Here is a 16344-nt window from a genome sequence, read left to right on the forward strand (position 1 = left end):
TCTCGTATGAGAATACAACGTAGCCCCCGGCCAGATCCTGGGGCGCTTTGGCCGCGCTATTAGTACCCTGTCCGCCTCAAAACAGCGCCGAATGTGCGCCACATGATCCGGATATCTTCAATGAAAGAAAGTTCATAATGATATGTCGCATCCAGCGTCATACGCAACTGGAAGTGGCTTTCGTTACGGTTGGACACCTGCCAAAGGCCCGTGATGCCGGGGCGCAGCGCGAAATAGTGATGCGCGTCGCCGTAAAGCGGCAGTTGCTCAGGCAGCATCGGGCGCGGGCCCACAAGGCTCATCTCGCCCAGAAACACGTTCCAGAGCTGCGGTAGCTCATCCAGCGAGGTCTTGCGCAGAAAGGCGCCAACGCGGGTGATGCGCGGGTCGTTCTTTAACTTTTGGGTCGTGTTCCATTCATGGCGCAGGGCCGGGTCGGCGGCCAATGTGCGCTCTAGAATTTGGTCTGCGTCCCGCACCATGGTGCGCAGTTTGAGGATGGAGAACTGGTCTCCGTTCTGTCCCAAACGCATCTGGCGGTAGAACGGGCTACCGCCCTCACGCCAAAGCATGAGGAAAGGTATGCCAATAAAGAGCAAAGCAAGCGGGAATGTGATCAAAACAAAAGTGACGTCAATAATGCGTTTACCCAACGCCCTGTATACCCCCCCCTGAGAGAGCACAGGAAACGCATGGTCCGGGCCTGCTTGGTGTTCCAGGGTTTGGGTGGTCATGTGGGTTCTGGTCAAAAGAGATGCGCTGGCGCTCTGACTGAATTCAGGATCGTCGAAGAAAAACCTGCGCGCGTGGCGCAGGAAAGCTGGCGCTTTGCCAGTGGCCTTCTTCTGCGGTGGCGGGGCAAATGATGTATCTGGCATGGTCACTCCTTAGGACCCACACGCGCTTATGTTCGCCCTCGTATGCCCCATGTTGTATTCCCCATATTCTTTTTGCTCGAAATCTGCGCTTCATTGACAGCTTTAATCAGCGATGTTCAGCCCACGGCGAGACATCTTACGCGCCTCTCCATCAGACCCCGAGGCCAACACGTAGCCTTAAATACGACATGTTTTCGGCTTAATTGCTTCTATCATTTTTCGGCAAATTTTTAATGGAATTTTTAGAAACAGTTCGTTTCTTTAATCTCTCTGGGTAACGCGTAACAATTGGAAAAAACTACACCTTTTAGCTGCATTCTGTCGTCTACAATGGAACCAATTCTGTGCTTCTCGTCGATTGTCTCCAGTCGGGAAACACAACAGGGTCTAGGTATCTTCTAGACTTCGACTTACGCCTGTCCGGCAATCGGCTGGCGACGAAAAATTTAACCATGTTTCTTCCCGATCATTCTGGATTGAGAGCGAGTTTGTGGTCTCCGCCAGGGCGAAATTTGGGTTTTGAGACTCACCGATTGGCAAAATTGGGGCGCAGAATGTGGCTAGATGACGGCGAAACAGGTGTGAGGCATGCCTAATTAGGGCGATGTCCTTCAACGACGTCCGGGGCGATGTTACGAAGGGGCCCGCGCGCAGGGTCGCGGCGCAGAAAACCGCGGCGGCGTTATTCCTGCCGCGTGCACGGCACTTAGCTGACCATCATTTCCTTGGTGCCTGTCAGGGTAATGTCCGGGTAGTCGCGCTCGATCCGGTCAATGTCCCATTGCAGCCGCGTGAGATAGACGACATCGCCGTCATTATCATGCGCGATATGCTGTTTGTTGGCCTCGATAAACTTGTCCACGGCAGGTTTGGCACCAAGTGCCCAGCGGGCGGAGGTGAACTGACTGGCCTCAAAGCGCACGGGCAGGCCGTATTCCAGCTCGATTCGGCTTGCGAGCACCTCGAATTGCAGCGCCCCCACGACGCCCACGATAAAGCCGGACCCGAAGATAGGTTTGAAGACTTTTGCGGCCCCTTCTTCTGCAAATTGCATGAGGGCCTTTTCCAGATGTTTGGACTTGAGTGGATCGCCCGCGCGCACGGTTTGCAAAAGCTCGGGCGCGAAGGAGGGGATGCCGGTCACACGCAGCGCTTCGCCCTCGGTCAGGGTGTCGCCGATCCGCAATTGCCCGTGGTTGGGGATGCCGATGATATCGCCCGCCCAAGCCTCCTCGGCCAATTCGCGGTCCGAGGCGAGAAAGAGCACCGGGTTGCTCACCGCCATCGGCTTTTTGGTGCGCACATGGGTCAGCTTCATGCCCCGTTTAAAATGGCCCGACGCCATGCGAACGAAGGCTACGCGATCGCGGTGCTTAGGGTCCATATTGGCCTGCACCTTGAAGACAAAGCCCGCAACCCTGGTCTCTTCGGGGGCGATGTTGCGCGGGGTGGCGCGCTGTGGCTGTGGCTCCGGGCCGTAGGCGCCAATGCCCTGCATCAGCTCCTTCACGCCGAAGGAATTGATCGCGGAGCCAAACCAGATGGGGGTCATATGCCCCTCCAGCACCGATTGGATGTTGAGCGCGGGCAGCAATTCGCGGGCCATCTCGACATCCTCGCGCAGCTTCGCGACCAGATCGGCGGGCACGTGTTCGTCCAGCCGTGGATCGTCCAGCCCATCAATCTCGATGCTGGCGGCCACCTTGTTGCGGTCCGCGCGGTCCATCAGCTCAAGCCGATCATTGAGCATGTCATAGCAGCCGATGAAATCGCGCCCCACGCCGATGGGCCAGCTTGCGGGTGTCACGTCAATCGCGAGGTTTTCCTGAATTTCGTCAATAATTTCAAAGGTCTCGCGGCTTTCGCGGTCCATCTTGTTACAAAAGGTCAGGATCGGCAGGTCGCGCAGGCGGCAGACCTCGAAAAGTTTCTGGGTCTGGCTCTCCACACCCTTGGCCCCGTCGATCACCATCACGGCGGCGTCCACAGCCGTCAGCGTGCGGTACGTATCCTCGGAGAAGTCCGAGTGGCCGGGCGTATCCACCAGATTGAAGCGGAAATGACCAAAATCAAACGACATGGCGGAGGCGGAGACGGATATGCCGCGGTCCTTCTCCATCTGCATGAAATCCGACCGCGTGCGCCGCGCTTCGCCCTTGGCCCGCACTTGCCCCGCCATCTGGATCGCGCCGCCAAAGAGGAGGAATTTTTCCGTCAGCGTGGTCTTGCCCGCATCAGGATGCGAGATGATCGCAAACGTGCGGCGCCGCGCGATTTCGGGCGGCAGAGCGGGGCGGTTTGAGATATCATCAGGCATGGCTCGGCGTATAGGCCGCGCGCTAGGCCGTGGCAAGACGGCGCAGGCCTGCGGGAGACGGCCCTGAGGCTTAAAGCACGCGTGTCAGCGTGTTGAGGCACGGCGCAAAAGCGCCGCTGCATCCGGGTGGTTCAGCAGCGCCTCGCCCACCTCGAATTTCATGTGGCGGCGCCCTTCATGGCCCGGAAGGCTCTCGGCGAGCTTGATATTGAGATACGCGGGCAAAGCAGCGCGGGTGCGCGTGTCCACCAAAAGCGTCTCGGCGGCGATGCCTTCGGCGTAGATGATCTGATGATCGTCAAAGAGCAGTTGGAAGTAATCCACAAATCCGCCCGGTTCCTGCACGATCGTGTCACCATTCAGCAGATGACGCGCGCGGACCAGAACCTCGTGGCGGCCTGCGCCAAGCGCGTCGGAGCGTTGATATATAAATAGCCGATGATCGGGGCTCACGTATAGATCGCCCTCATTATGCAGTGCGCCCGCTTTGATGCAGATGGGAGCGAAATCCCCAACCGCCCGCGCGGTCGAGCGGCCAATCCACGTCACGGCGCGCGGACCGTCATCGCGGGTCAGCACCATATCGCCGTCCTGCAACTCCTCCACGGGCTTTTGCGCGCCCGAGGCCATTGTGATCCGCGTCCCGCGTGTAAACGCCACGCAGGCAACCTCGGCAAACCGGGTGCGCGCGCCCTCAACATCGATCCCGACAAGCGTATAATCCGTGCGCGTGGTCATCACGGCGAGGGGCAGCGCATAAACCGCCTCCACATCGCCCATTGCGTCCACCTCGACCAGCACCACAACCTCGGTCGTGACGCCCATCGGCGTCATCAGGGTCAGGCAGCAGTCGATATGGATTACGTGTCCCGCCCGGCCCAGATTTGTCTTGGGGGCCGCGATCAATGTGCCTCCGGGGCCCGCCGTCACAATCAGTCGCTCGGTGTGGGCGTTTTGGTGCAACTCATATGTATCGTCCAGATCAAGCTCGGCCCCAAACGACAGTGCATCGCCCAGATTTGCGCCATTGATCACCGTCAATGCGCTGGAGCGGAAGACATGCAAGGTCTGAATATGGGCCGGGTTTTCGGATCTGAGGGTCATCATTTGCTCTTTTGGTCTGCAAGGGGCTGGCATAGGCTTTGACGTAACGACGAAATGTGGCAACAGCATGCCGCCAACTTGCAAGTTTCAAGATAGTGTGGCCGCTCCCGCAGGTGAGGTCACGGGGAAATATGAGGGGATCGCTTCATGGATTTGGGTTTGAACGGCAAACGGGCGCTTGTTTGTGCGTCGTCCAAGGGGCTTGGTCTGGGCTGCGCGCGGGCTTTGGCGGCAGAAGGCGTGCATCTGGTGATGAATGCGCGCGGGGCAGAGGCGCTTGACGCCGCTGCATCGGCGATCCGGGCGGAGTTCGGCGTTGAGGTGACAATTGTGGCCGCCGATGTGAGCACGCCAGAAGGGCAGGCGGCCCTGATCGCGGCGGCGGGGGACGTTGACATCCTTGTAAATAATGCAGGCGGGCCGCCTCCGGGCCTGTGGTCCGATTGGGATCGCGACGACTTCATAGCCGCCCTTGACGCCAATATGCTGGCGCCGATCGCGCTCATCAAGGCGCTGGTGCCGGGCATGATGGCACGCGGATGGGGCCGGGTGGTCAACATCACGTCACAATCCGTCAAAGCCCCCATCGCGGTTCTGGGCCTCAGCAATGCGGCGCGTGCGGGCCTCACGGGCTATGTTGCGGGAACGTCACGTCAGGTTGCGGGCAAGGGGGTGACGATCAACAACCTTTTGCCAGGGATTCATGCGACCGACCGGGCCGTGGCCCTCGATACGGGCGTGACCAAGGCGCAAGGAATCACCATGGACGAGGCCAAGGCACAACGCTGCGCCACCATCCCCGCAGGCCGCTACGGCACGGCGGAGGAGTTTGGGGCGACCTGTGCGTTCCTGTGTTCGCATCATGCCGGGTTCATCATCGGACAGAACATCCTTCTGGACGGAGGCGGGGTGAACGCGACGCTTTAACGCCACCTCGCGCGGTATCACATCTTCGTTGGGCGCCGCCTTGGCCCATTGGCGGCCGGTCAATCAAGCTGCTAGGCGGCAGGTCTAATCATATATCCCCAAGGATTCGCCCATGCAAACCGCAGCCATCATTGCCATTTTCGCCGCCATCATCATCGCCAGCCTGATCGCCGCCCCGCGCCGCGCCACGGTGGACGGGTTCTTTGGCGGGGCTAGTGCTGCGGGCCGTGCGCCGGGGCTTTGGGTGCTGGTGCTCAGCCAGGTCACCACGTGGATCTTCGCCCGCTCGCTAATGAATGCCGCGATATTGGGCTATTTCTACGGTATCTGGGGCACGCTGGCCTATGCGGCCTATTACGGCTCTTTCCTGACGGGCGGTTTTATTGTCGGCAGGCTACGCGAAGGCGGGGCAGGATCGGTGCAGGACTGGCTTGGCGCGCGGTTCGGCGCGGCGGGCACGGGATGTTACAACCTTGTCATCGCGCTGCGGCTCTTGTCCGAGGTGTTTGCCAATCTGCTCGTCGTCGGGCTGATCTTCGCAGCCGTGTTGCCCGAGATTGGGCTGGCGCGGGAGGTGTCGATCGTGGCGGTGGCGCTGCTTGGTCTGGGCTATAGCGCGTGGGGCGGACTGAGTGCGGCGCTGCGCACCGATGTGCTTCAAATGAGCGTCTTTCTGGTGGTCTTTACTGTGGCCTTTGTGGCCCTTCTGCTCAGCCCCGGCTTCTCGCTCGGCGCGGTTCTCACGGCCCCCGGCACGGCTGGCGCGTGGAACGGGCAGGTGTTGCTGCTGGTCGCGTTTCTTCAGGTTTTCTCATATCCCGCCCATGATCCGGTGATGATGGATCGTGGTTTTCTGGCGGATCGCGACACCACGCGGCGGTCCTTCCTGCATGCGTTTTGGATATCGACGCTGTGCATCATTGCCTTTGGCATGTTCGGCGTCCAAGCCGGCCTTATTGGCGCGGAATATGAGGGCCAGCTTTTGGGCACATGGCAGCAGATGTTCCCGCCTTGGCTCTACGTGGCGCTTTTGGTTTCACTTCTGGTCTCCGCGCTCAGCACGCTTGATTCGGCGCTGGCAAGTGCGGCGCGGCTGGTTGTGGAGGAGTTTCGGATCGGCGCGCGCAGCCTTGCGTCGGGTCGCATTGCGATGACGGTTTTCATGGTGCTGGGGGCGGCGCTGACGCTTTGGGGGAATCAGACGCTCTTTGATGCGGTGGCGGTCAGCGGGACAGCCAGCATGTTTCTTACGCCCATCCTGATCGTGGGGCTGGTCATGGGGCGGCGTATCGCGCTCTGGTCTTACCTCGTGGCTTACGGTGCGGCAATTCTGGGCGCACTGGCGTATTTTGGGCGCGATTGGGCGTTTTTTGCGGCCCTCCTGCCCGAGGGGCATAAATATGAGCAACTCTTGGTGATCTGCATCGCGGTGCTTGCGGCGGGCTTTGCGGCCACTCTTTCCGGTGCACGACGGGCTTGATCCAACGCCCCATTGGTCCGCTTGCCTTGCACCGCGCCGCATGGCTTGCTATCTGCGCGTCAGCAATCCCGACAGGTTCGGTCGGAAACAGATGGAAGACCGCACTTGCCGCCAATGCCGCCGCGCCTTGAGATCAAAAACGTAACGCGCAGCTATGACGGGCGGCGCGTTGTCGATGATGTGTCGCTGAGCGTGCGGGCAGGGCAGGTGACATGCCTTCTGGGGCCTTCCGGCTGCGGCAAATCCACGGCTTTGCGGATCATTGCCGGGGTGGAGATGCAAGATAGTGGCGAGATCTATGTGGATGGCGCGCTGATCTGCGACACCAGATTTCGCATACCGCCCGAACAACGCAATATTGGCCTGATGTTTCAGGATTTTGCGCTGTTTCCGCATCTGACGGTCGGCGATAACGTCCGTTTCGGCCTACCCGGTGATCGTGGCAGCACGGCAGGACGGGTGCGCGAATTGCTCGACCGTGTGGGTCTTGGGCGCTACGTGAAAAGCTACCCCCATGAGCTTTCGGGCGGCGAACAACAGCGCGTGGCGCTGGCCCGCGCGCTTGCGCCGCGTCCGCGTATCATGCTGATGGATGAGCCATTCTCGGGGCTCGATAACCGTCTGCGCGACGGGATCCGCGACGAGACGCTTGAGATTCTGCGCGAGCAGGATACGGCGGTTCTACTGGTCACACACGAGCCGGAAGAGGCGATGCGCATGGCAGATGATATCGCCCTGATGCGCGGCGGGCAGATCGTACAACAAGGCGCGCCCTATAATCTCTATAACGCGCCTGTGGATCGAGACGCTGTGGCATTTTTCAGCGATATCAATGTGATCCGGGGTGAAGTGAATGGGGCGCTCACGCCCACGCCTTTCGGCAATTTTCTTGCTCCCGGCGTGCCGGATGGCACGCAGGTCGAGATTGTAATCCGGCCCCAGCATATCAAGATCGACTTTGATCGCGCGGGCCGTGGCCCCAACCCCACGCCCGGCGATGGCACGCCCGCGCGCGGCGTGGTGCAGCGCGCGCGGTTCATGGGGTCTGAAAGCCTTGTGGAGTTTCGCATGGACCATGACGGCTCCATCCTCAAGGCCACCGTGCCCAATGTGTTCCTGCCCAAACCGGGCATGGCACTTTGGCTGATGATCCGGCGGGATCGGTGTTTCGTCTTCTCCGCGCGCTCATAGTCACCGCGCAATCACCCCGCAATCACCGCGCACGGGACGAGTTTTTTACCAAATTCTACTATCTGCGCGCATTGCGTCTTTTATCCCGCCCTCAGAGGCTTTAGATAATGTGAGTGAATTTTCCGGGGTGGCGCGGATGCCCCCCTGCGGATGGGAGAGTAAAAACATGCTGAACAATATCGGTCTTCCCGGCATTTTGCTGATCGCGGTCGTCGTGCTGGTGCTTTTTGGGCGCGGCAAGATTTCATCGTTGATGGGTGAAGTGGGAAAGGGCATTACATCCTTCAAAAAGGGCATCAACGACAGCAGCAAGGAGCTTGAAGACGACATGGCCGCTGCCTCGGATGAAGCCAAGGACGTGACGCCCGAGCACGACAAAGACAAGGTCTGAGCCCCAGATGCTGGATCTCGGCTGGTCGGAACTGCTGGTGATTGGCGTTGTCGCGCTGATCGTGGTGGGCCCCAAGGATCTCCCCGGCATGTTCCGCACCGTTGGACGGTTTGTGGGCAAGGCCAAGGGCATGGCGCGCGAATTCTCCAAGGCGATGAATGATGCGGCCGATGATGCTGGCGTAACCGACCTGCAAAAGACGCTGAAATCCGCGACAAACCCCGTGGGCAGTGCGATGGACGAGGTCCGCAAGACCGCGACCAGCTTCACCCAATCTACGAGAGACGCGGGCAAGCCTAAGGCTGAGACCTCACGCATGTCGCCCGAACGGCAAGCCCAGACCGAGGCGATCCGCCAGAAATACGCCGAGGGCGAGGCAGCCCGCAAGGGGGCACAAACGGCTGAAGCCGCAGCCCCAGCGGCTAAGGCAACTGCGCCGAAGCCACCTGCGGCCAATAAGGCGGCTGAAAAGACCGCCCCGAAACCAGCAGCCAAAAAGCCAGGGGCAAAGGCGGCGCCAAAAGCCGCTCCCAAAACCGCGGCAAAACCGGCAGCCAAGGCAACAAAGCCTGCGGTCAAAAAGACCGCAAAGAAACCCGCGCCTGAGGGCAAGGCATGACCGACACAAACGAGCTTGAAGACAGCAGTGCGCCACTGATCGAGCATCTTACCGAGCTCCGCTCGCGCCTCATAAAATCGGCGATGGCGTTTTTGGTGGGCATGATCATCTGCTTCACGGTTGCCACACCGATCTTTAACTTTCTCACAGACCCGCTTTGCAAGGTTCTCGCCGATCGTGGACAGGATTGCGACTTGATCTTCATCTCGCCGCAAGAGGGCTTCTTCGTCGCCATCAAGGTCTCGTTCCTCGGCGGATTTATCCTAGGCTTTCCCTACATCGCCAATCAGATGTGGCGCTTCGTGGCGCCCGGTCTTTACAAGACCGAGCAGGGGGCGTTTTTGCCCTTCCTCATTGCCTCGCCCTTCATGTTTATCCTTGGGGCGAGTTTTGCGTTCTATGTGGTCACGCCGCTTGCCTATGATTTCTTCCTCGGGTTTCAGCAATTCGGGACCGCCGGCGAAGCGGTCGAGGGCGGCCAGAACGCGGCCCCGCTCAGCGTTGTGTTCCAAGGCTCCGCACAAGAATATCTCAACCTCACGATCAAGTTTATCGTGGCCTTTGGTTTGTGTTTTCAGCTTCCCGTACTGCTGACCCTGATGGGCAAGGCGGGGCTTGTCAGCTCCGATGGTCTGCGCACTGTGCGCAAATACGCGGTGGTGGGTATCTTGGTGCTGGCCGCTCTGGTCACGCCCCCAGATGTAATCACGCAAGGTATTCTCTTTGTTGTCGTCTACGGGCTTTATGAGATTTCCATTCTTCTGGTGAAACGGGTGGAGCGGAAACGCGAAGCCAAGCTGCGTGCCGAGGGGCTGTGGTTTGAGGATGACGATGATGAGGATGAGGATGAGGCGCGCGACAAATGAGTGATCCGCTAGAACGGATCGCCGCCGCGCTGGAGCGGATCAGCCCACCCCCCGCCGACGCCCCCGATATGAGCGCGGCTGATGCGTTTGTCTGGCACGTTTCGCCGGACCGCCTCAGCCCGGTCGCAGATGTTTCGCGGGTCGAGATGGAACTTCTCGTTGGTATCGACCGATCACGCGACACGCTGTTGGAGAATACCCGTCAATTCGCGCGGGGCCTGCCCGCGAATAACGCGCTTCTCTGGGGCGCGCGGGGGATGGGCAAATCCAGCCTCGTGAAGGCGGTGCATGCCGCCGTGCGTGCCGAGGGCGCGGATATCAAGATCGTAGAATTGCAGCGCGAGGACCTGACCAGCGTCACACGGCTCCTAGCGCTTTTGCGCGCGTCGCCTGCGCGGTTCATCCTTTTTTGCGATGATCTGAGCTTTAGCCATGATGATCAGCATTACAAATCGCTCAAGGCGGTTCTGGATGGCGGTATTGAGGGGCGGCCTGATAATGTGGTGTTCTACGCCACGTCGAACCGCCGCCACCTGATGCCGCGCGACATGATCGAGAATGAGCGTAGTGCAGCGATCAACCCCGGCGAGGCGGTTGAAGAGAAGGTCTCGCTCAGCGACCGGTTTGGGCTGTGGCTCGGCTTTCATAGCTGTGATCAGGATCAATATCTGGCGATGATCCACGGGTATTGCCAGGCACTTGGCATCAAGATTGCCGAGGATGATCTGCGCGCGCAGGCGATTGAATGGCAAGCCACGCGTGGCGCACGCTCAGGCCGGGTGGCGTGGCAGTTTGTCACCGACCTTGCCGGGCGGATGGGCGCGCCGATTGCGTGAGCAGGCTTTGCCAGTCCCGCATAGGCTTTTGAGTATTTTTGCTAAAGGGTTTCGCGAAAAAGCTGAATCACTGGTTTTCGTGAAACGCGCACTTCATTTGAGCGCTCCACGCGTTTCGCCTCAATTGAGTGCCTCAAGTTTAAGGCGAAACGCTTTAAGAAGAAGGGGCGGGCCCTGTCGCTCTGAGGCCCGCCTGCGCTATTTATGGCGTAAGGAAGGGGATGGGATCGAGGCTATCGAACCCGTTGCGCACTTCGAAATGTACGGCTGCCACACCTGTTGACGGGATCTTGGCGAGGGTTTGGCCACGGTTGACCGTATCACCCGTTGAGACCGCAACATCCGACACGTTGGAGTAGACTGTCAGCAGGTTGTCTGTGTGTTTAACCACGATGATCGGTGTGCCTTTGGTGTCTTTGGTGATGGCGGCGACGACACCTTTATCGGCGGCCTTGACGGCGGTGCCGGGGGCGGCGGCGATGTCGATCCCGTCATTCTTGCCCTTGGAGTAAGGGCGAATGATATCGCCGCGCACGGGGTAGCTCATCCGGGCGGTTGTACTGGTGGTCTGCTCTGCGCCAAGATCAGGTGCGTCACCCGGTGGCTCTGCTGCGGCCACGGGGGTGGTGTCTTCGTCGGGCAGCGGTGTGGCGGCGCTGGGAGGTTCGGGCGTGGGGGAGCCTGTGCCAGGGGCTCGGGGCTCTGGAGCCTCGGCTGCGTCGAAGGGTTGGGTCTGCTGACCGGGCAAGGCCACGGGGATCAGCAGATATTGCCCTTCGCGGACCGCGAAATCGGAGTTGAGGCCATTCCATTCGGCGAGGCTTCTGATCGACACGTCATAAAGCCGCGCGATAGTGAAGGCCGTCTCGCCGCGTTTGACGCGGTGGCGGATGGGCTGTGCGCCTGTTTCAGCGGGGGCCAGTGCTGTTGTCTCGACCCGAGCGCTATCGGCGGCGTCGATTGCATTTCCGGCAAGTTCTGTGATGTCTGCACTATCTGGACGGATCGGGCCGCCCGCAGGCTCTGCCACGCGCGCGGGCAGGGCGATCACTTCGCCTTGGCGCAATGTATCACCCGTCTGGATTCCGTTGAAACGGGCCAGCTCATTGGCATCAACACCGATCCGCGATGCTAGGCTGCTCAGTGTATCGCCGCTCTGTGCCACCGCCACTTGATAGCCTGGATAGGAGATGATGCCGCGGCTATCGGGCGCGGGCCGATTGGAGGCGGCTGCGCGGGCCGCTTCGGCTGTATCCAGCGCATTGCCGGTGTCAAAGCCACCGCGCAGGTCCATATCAAAGGTTTCCGAGCACGCAGCCAGCGCCATCAATGTCAGGCCAGCCAGCACGGGCAGGGGGCGTTGGAGCAGTCTCATCTCGATCATCCTCATCACTTGCCCCATTGTGACCCGGGGCTTTAAAACTCATCTTTGCGCTTCGTCCCGGCCCAAACCCTCAAGGAGCGGCACGAAACGCACTGGGCGCAGTTCGTCATAGTCAAACCCCGTCTCATGCCTTGTAACACGGATCAGGCTTTGCACGGCGTCAGACTGCCCCACGGGCACAACCATGATACCGCCGATTTTAAGTTGCGCCAAGAGCGGACCTGGCGGATCTTCGGCCGCAGCCGTCACGATGATCCGGTCAAAAGGGGCTTGGTCGGGCAGACCGAAGCTGCCATCGGCCGTAAGCGCCGTGATGTTGGTGAGATCAAGATCGCGGAAAATCTCGCTTGCCTCACGCACAAGGCGCTTGTGGCGATCCACAGTGTACACCCTGCGGGCCAGTTGGCTGAGGATGGCCGCCTGATAACCTGAGCCGGTGCCCACCTCCAGAACCTTGTCGCGCGCCGTGACTTTGAGCGCCTGCGTCATCAGGCCCACGACCGACGGCTGGCTGATCGTCTGGCCGCAGGCGATGGGCAGGGGCATGTCCTGATAGGCGCGTTCGGCGAAGAGACCGCGAATGAAGGGGCCGCGGTCGATCTTTTCCATGGCGCCAAGCACGCGGACATCCGTCACCCCCTTGGAGCGCAGGGCGAAGAGGAACTGCATCTTGCGTTCCGCGGTTTCGTCTTCAACGCTCATTCGATGGCTTTCAAAGGCTCCAACACGTCATGGGCGGTGAGATCGGCCCGCATGGGCGTGGCGGTGATATAGCCCTCAAGATTGAGCGAAGCATCGGATCCGGGGCTGGTGGGCTGGCCCTGGGGCGCGCCCGTGACCCAGAGGAACTGGCGTCCTGAGGGGGCGCTAACGGGTTTCACACCGAATCCCATATCGCGGCGGAAGCCTTGCCGCGCAGCGCGCAGGCCTTTGACATCCGCGCCGGGCACGGGCGGAAAATTGACGTTGTAGAAAATGCCGTAATCATCGGCGGTCCACACGCCCTTGTCCAAGAGCCGCTGCACTGTCGCAAGCCCATGCTGGCGCGCGCTTTCGAATTTGTCGTCCAGATCCTTGTTGAGGGGGCCGTAATATTGGCTGAGCGCAATCGCAGGCACACCTTGCAGCGCCGCTTCCATGGCCGCGCCCACAGTGCCGGAATAAACTGCGTTCTCGGCGGCGTTGTTGCCGCGATTGACGCCCGAGAGGACGAGATCGGGCCGCTTTGGCATAAGGTGATGGAGCGCTGCGAGGACGCAATCGGCGGGGCTACCCTGTACCGCATAGCGCCGCATGCTCATCTCGCTGAGCATCATCGGGTTGGTATAGGAGATGCAATGCCCAACGCCCGATTGCTCAAACGCCGGGGCCACACACCAGACCTCGCCACCGGGACCCGCAAGCGCGTCTGCGATTTCGGTCATGACCTCAAGGCCGGGGGCCGTAATGCCGTCATCATTGGTGATCAGGATACGCAAGGCTGAGGCCCTCCAGCAGGGGTTATGTTTTTGTGTATCCGCCTGACCTTGGGCGGGCAAGCGTGGCGATGTATTTGCAGTGGTTTTACCGCGCCTTCAGCCCAAAATGCTCACCATGCGGCGCGCCTCTTCGCGCGGATGCGTCAGCTCGGACGTATCCTCGCCGGGGAAAAACCGCGCGCGGGTGGCTGTGGGCATGGGTGCCGGGCTGAGGATATGCACATGTGGGCCGGTGCGTTGTGTCTCGGCAGCCCAGGAGCGGGCGAGCGCGATCTGCGCGGCCTTGGTGGCGCCGTAGGCCGAAAAAAACTTGTCGCCCGCGCGGCGGTCATCAAAGAACACGGCGCGGCCCGAAGTGCCCAAGAGGGGGGCGATATAGGGGATAAGCTGCCCGGTGGCGGTGGTGTTGCAGGCCACGGATTTCGCCCAATCCTTGGCATCGAGATAGGCGGCGGGCGTCATCGGGGCCGCATGGACCGCCGTGTGAAGCCAAAGGGCAATACCGCCCCACCGATCATGGATCGAGCGGCAAAGCTGCGCCATCGCCTCGGGCTTCGTGATGTCCATCGGCGCGAGCGTGGCTTGGTGACCCGCCGCCTGAATACGGTCATCGAGTTCCTCAAGCGCACCGGTGGTGCGGGCCACGGCGACGATGTGATAGGAGGGGGCCAGTTCTTCGGCCAATGCAGCGCCCAAGCCGCGCGATGCGCCGGTGATGAGGGCCACGAGGGGTTGTGTTGTCGGTTCCATGGGCGGTGGCATCCCACCCTTGCCGCGCCGGATCAAGTGTAATCGCCGCCTGCGTGGCAAAATGCGCCGCTTAGCCGGGGATGTGGAGCATTTCCGAGCGGGTGCCGCGCACCAAGACAAGCGTGCCTTCTGCGATGGCGGCCACGGTTTTGCGGCCAACAGTGTCGCCCAAGGTGACGCGCTGTATGTCGCCGCGCGCGCGGATCAAGGCATGTGTGCCGGAAGGGGCGGAGAACGTGCCCAAAAGGATGACAGGGTCATCGGGCAGAGCGCCCTCAATGGTGGCTGCGCGTTCAGTCTTGGCAGTGTCATTGCCGGCCTCAATGCGGTCCGGCTCCTGCACGGCTGGTACGGTTTGCCGCGCCGGAGCGGTGGATGCGTGATCAGCGGTGGGATTGGACGATTCGGACATGGGCAGGCCCCTTATGATTGCTTTGAGGGGCAGTTAAGAGGGCTGTACCCGCAGCACAATCGCCGCAAAAAAACCTGCGCGGAAAGGCGCCGGAAGGGCGGTTTACTCTGCTGCTTTCAGCTCAAACCCCTTGGCGATCTGATCTGAGGGCTTGACCGGGTATTCGCCCGAAAAACACGCATCGCAATATTGCGGGCTGGTATTGTCGCGACCCTTGCCCTCACCCACGGCGCGGTAAAGCCCGTCAAGCGAGATAAACTTGAGGCTATCGACCTGCAAATGCGCGCACATCTCATCCTCGGACATGGTCGCGGCCAGCAGCTTTTCGCGCTGAGGCGTGTCTACGCCGTAAAAGCACGGCCATGCTGTGGGCGGCGACGCGATACGGAAATGCACCTCAGCGGCCCCCGCATCAAGGATCATCTCCTTGATCTTGCGGCTGGTGGTGCCCCGTACGACGCTGTCGTCGACCAGAATGACCCGTTTGCCTTTGATGAGCGCCCGGTTCACGTTGAGCTTGAGGCGCACGCCCATGTTGCGGATCTGCTCGGTTGGCTCGATGAATGTGCGGCCCATATATTGGTTACGGATGATCCCCATCGCGTAGGGGATGCCCGATTGCTGACTGAACCCGATGGCCGCAGGCGTGCCCGAATCCGGCACCGGACAGACCAGATCGGCCTCCACCGGGCTTTCCTTGGCAAGTTCGACACCGATTTGGCGGCGCGTCTCGTATACGCTGCGCCCGCCGAGGATCGAATCGGGGCGCGAGAAATAGACATGCTCGAAGATGCAAAAGCGCGGCTTCTGGCGGCGGAACGGGAAATGGCTTTCAACGCTATTGCCGTTGATCACGACCATCTCGCCCGGCTCCACTTCGCGCACATATTGTGCGCCGATGATGTCGAGCGCGCAAGTCTCGGAGCTGAGCACCCAACCATCGGCGACCTGTCCCAGCACAAGCGGGCGCACGCCCAGCGGGTCGCGCACACCAATGAGCTTGGTGCGGGTCATTGCGACGATGGAAAACGCACCCTCAACCCGGCGCAGCGCATCTTGCATTCGCTCGGGGATGGTGCGTTGCAGGGAGCGCGCCATGAGGTGGATGATACATTCGCTGTCGGAATTGCTCTGAAAGATCGAGCCGCGCTCGATCAGCTCTTTGCGCAGCGCGTCGGCATTGGTGATGTTGCCATTATGGGCAATCGCGGCGCCGCCCATGGCAAACTCGCCAAAGAAGGGCTGGACATCGCGGATCACCGGCATTTTGCCGCCAGATGTGGAATAGCGCACATGCCCGATTGAGAGCTGACCGGGCAGGGTTTCCATCAGGCTTTGCTTGGTGAAATTGTCGCGGACATAGCCAAAGCGGCGCGCGCTGTTGAAACCGTCGGTCGCATCGTAGCTGACGATCCCGCCTGCCTCTTGGCCGCGATGTTGGAGCGCGTGCAGCCCGAGGGCTACGAAATTTGCCGCATCGGTCACGCCGATGACGCCAAATACGCCGCACTCTTCTTTAAGCTTATCGCCATCCTCTGCATCACGCAGATAGGTGGCGTCGAACGGGTGGGCGGGGGGCATCATCTTGGACAAGAGAGAGCAGCTCCGAATCCGTGTGTCATGTGAACGTCACACATAGGGGCTCTGGGACCCCGTGTCACGCGGAAGCTTGGCCTAGTTCGCCTTGCAACCCATTACAACGTCATTTTGG

The 16344-nt window shown here is 60.6% G+C and carries 16 protein-coding genes; 7 read left to right on the plus strand and 9 right to left on the minus strand.

Annotation, left to right across the window (positions count from 1 at the left end):
• Positions 1-59: 59 nt before the first annotated feature.
• From KUD11_RS11675 to KUD11_RS11685, 3 genes are all read right to left on the minus strand, one after another.
• Positions 60-734: a sugar transferase gene (locus KUD11_RS11675; protein ID WP_109384552.1), complete on the minus strand. Its 675-nt coding sequence runs from the start codon at positions 732-734 to the stop codon at positions 60-62.
• Positions 735-1584: 850 nt separating this feature from the next.
• A complete protein-coding gene (locus KUD11_RS11680; protein ID WP_109384551.1) occupies positions 1585-3195 on the minus strand; it encodes a peptide chain release factor 3 in 1611 nt (536 codons plus the stop codon).
• Between the two features lie 84 nt (positions 3196-3279).
• Positions 3280-4299, minus strand: a complete 1020-nt coding sequence (locus KUD11_RS11685) for a Hint domain-containing protein (RefSeq protein WP_109387895.1) — start codon at positions 4297-4299, stop codon at positions 3280-3282.
• A gap of 147 nt (positions 4300-4446) precedes the next feature.
• Here KUD11_RS11685 and KUD11_RS11690 point away from each other — a divergent pair, with 147 nt between their 5' ends.
• The 7 genes from KUD11_RS11690 to KUD11_RS11720 all read left to right on the plus strand — a co-directional run bounded on the left by KUD11_RS11690 (position 4447) and on the right by KUD11_RS11720 (position 10609).
• On the plus strand, positions 4447-5226 hold the full coding sequence (locus tag KUD11_RS11690) for an SDR family oxidoreductase (RefSeq protein WP_109384550.1): 780 nt from the start codon (positions 4447-4449) through the stop codon (positions 5224-5226).
• A 112-nt stretch (positions 5227-5338) separates the two neighbouring features.
• Positions 5339-6706 (plus strand): SLC5/6 family protein, encoded by a 1368-nt coding sequence (locus tag KUD11_RS11695; protein ID WP_109384549.1) that lies wholly within the window; start codon positions 5339-5341, stop codon positions 6704-6706.
• Positions 6707-6820: 114 nt separating this feature from the next.
• Complete coding sequence (locus KUD11_RS11700) at positions 6821-7897, plus strand: ABC transporter ATP-binding protein (protein ID WP_109384548.1); 1077 nt, start codon at positions 6821-6823, stop codon at positions 7895-7897.
• Between the two features lie 166 nt (positions 7898-8063).
• On the plus strand, positions 8064-8288 hold the full coding sequence (locus tag KUD11_RS11705) for a twin-arginine translocase TatA/TatE family subunit (protein WP_109387893.1): 225 nt from the start codon (positions 8064-8066) through the stop codon (positions 8286-8288).
• A gap of 7 nt (positions 8289-8295) precedes the next feature.
• Positions 8296-8907, plus strand: a complete 612-nt coding sequence (gene tatB, locus KUD11_RS11710) for a Sec-independent protein translocase protein TatB (protein WP_109384547.1) — start codon at positions 8296-8298, stop codon at positions 8905-8907.
• Complete coding sequence (tatC, locus tag KUD11_RS11715; protein WP_109384546.1) at positions 8904-9773, plus strand: twin-arginine translocase subunit TatC; 870 nt, start codon at positions 8904-8906, stop codon at positions 9771-9773. The genes tatB and tatC overlap by 4 nt, the downstream gene beginning before the upstream one ends.
• A complete protein-coding gene (locus tag KUD11_RS11720; protein WP_109384545.1) occupies positions 9770-10609 on the plus strand; it encodes an ATP-binding protein in 840 nt (279 codons plus the stop codon). Before tatC ends, KUD11_RS11720 begins: the two co-directional genes overlap by 4 nt.
• 202 nt (positions 10610-10811) lie before the next feature.
• Here the strand turns inward: KUD11_RS11720 and KUD11_RS11725 are convergent, their stop codons facing one another.
• From KUD11_RS11725 to purF, 6 genes are all read right to left on the minus strand, one after another.
• The gene (locus tag KUD11_RS11725) at positions 10812-11993 is read right to left on the minus strand and encodes a LysM peptidoglycan-binding domain-containing M23 family metallopeptidase (RefSeq protein WP_109387891.1); all 1182 of its coding nucleotides are present in this window, start codon (positions 11991-11993) and stop codon (positions 10812-10814) included.
• Positions 11994-12032: 39 nt separating this feature from the next.
• Positions 12033-12695 carry a protein-L-isoaspartate(D-aspartate) O-methyltransferase gene (locus tag KUD11_RS11730; protein ID WP_109384544.1) on the minus strand — a complete coding sequence of 221 codons (663 nt, stop codon included), beginning with the start codon at positions 12693-12695 and terminating at the stop codon, positions 12033-12035.
• Positions 12692-13471, minus strand: a complete 780-nt coding sequence (gene surE / locus KUD11_RS11735) for a 5'/3'-nucleotidase SurE (RefSeq protein ID WP_109384543.1) — start codon at positions 13469-13471, stop codon at positions 12692-12694. Before surE ends, KUD11_RS11730 begins: the two co-directional genes overlap by 4 nt.
• A 96-nt stretch (positions 13472-13567) precedes the next feature.
• Entirely contained in the window at positions 13568-14221 is a 654-nt protein-coding gene (locus KUD11_RS11740; RefSeq protein ID WP_109384542.1) for an SDR family NAD(P)-dependent oxidoreductase, read from the minus strand.
• 70 nt (positions 14222-14291) lie between these two features.
• Positions 14292-14633: a hypothetical protein gene (locus KUD11_RS11745; protein ID WP_109384541.1), complete on the minus strand. Its 342-nt coding sequence runs from the start codon at positions 14631-14633 to the stop codon at positions 14292-14294.
• 102 nt (positions 14634-14735) lie between these two features.
• On the minus strand, positions 14736-16214 hold the full coding sequence (gene purF / locus KUD11_RS11750) for an amidophosphoribosyltransferase (RefSeq protein WP_109387889.1): 1479 nt from the start codon (positions 16212-16214) through the stop codon (positions 14736-14738).
• Positions 16215-16344 lie beyond the last annotated feature (130 nt).

It is taken from the genome of Roseovarius carneus (genome assembly GCF_020141465.1).
GTDB classification, from domain to species: Bacteria; Pseudomonadota; Alphaproteobacteria; order Rhodobacterales; family Rhodobacteraceae; genus Roseovarius; species Roseovarius carneus.

Coding starts and splice junctions, on each gene's coding strand:
- KUD11_RS11675 (WP_109384552.1), bottom strand. CDS start 734: ATGACCACCCAAACCCTGGAACACCAAGCAGGCCCGGACCATGCGTTT.
- KUD11_RS11680 (WP_109384551.1), bottom strand. CDS start 3,195: ATGCCTGATGATATCTCAAACCGCCCCGCTCTGCCGCCCGAAATCGCG.
- KUD11_RS11685 (WP_109387895.1), bottom strand. CDS start 4,299: ATGACCCTCAGATCCGAAAACCCGGCCCATATTCAGACCTTGCATGTC.
- KUD11_RS11690 (WP_109384550.1), top strand. CDS start 4,447: ATGGATTTGGGTTTGAACGGCAAACGGGCGCTTGTTTGTGCGTCGTCC.
- KUD11_RS11695 (WP_109384549.1), top strand. CDS start 5,339: ATGCAAACCGCAGCCATCATTGCCATTTTCGCCGCCATCATCATCGCC.
- KUD11_RS11700 (WP_109384548.1), top strand. CDS start 6,821: ATGCCGCCGCGCCTTGAGATCAAAAACGTAACGCGCAGCTATGACGGG.
- KUD11_RS11705 (WP_109387893.1), top strand. CDS start 8,064: ATGCTGAACAATATCGGTCTTCCCGGCATTTTGCTGATCGCGGTCGTC.
- tatB (WP_109384547.1), top strand. CDS start 8,296: ATGCTGGATCTCGGCTGGTCGGAACTGCTGGTGATTGGCGTTGTCGCG.
- tatC (WP_109384546.1), top strand. CDS start 8,904: ATGACCGACACAAACGAGCTTGAAGACAGCAGTGCGCCACTGATCGAG.
- KUD11_RS11720 (WP_109384545.1), top strand. CDS start 9,770: ATGAGTGATCCGCTAGAACGGATCGCCGCCGCGCTGGAGCGGATCAGC.
- KUD11_RS11725 (WP_109387891.1), bottom strand. CDS start 11,993: ATGATCGAGATGAGACTGCTCCAACGCCCCCTGCCCGTGCTGGCTGGC.
- KUD11_RS11730 (WP_109384544.1), bottom strand. CDS start 12,695: ATGAGCGTTGAAGACGAAACCGCGGAACGCAAGATGCAGTTCCTCTTC.
- KUD11_RS11740 (WP_109384542.1), bottom strand. CDS start 14,221: ATGGAACCGACAACACAACCCCTCGTGGCCCTCATCACCGGCGCATCG.
- KUD11_RS11745 (WP_109384541.1), bottom strand. CDS start 14,633: ATGTCCGAATCGTCCAATCCCACCGCTGATCACGCATCCACCGCTCCG.
- purF (WP_109387889.1), bottom strand. CDS start 16,214: ATGCCCCCCGCCCACCCGTTCGACGCCACCTATCTGCGTGATGCAGAG.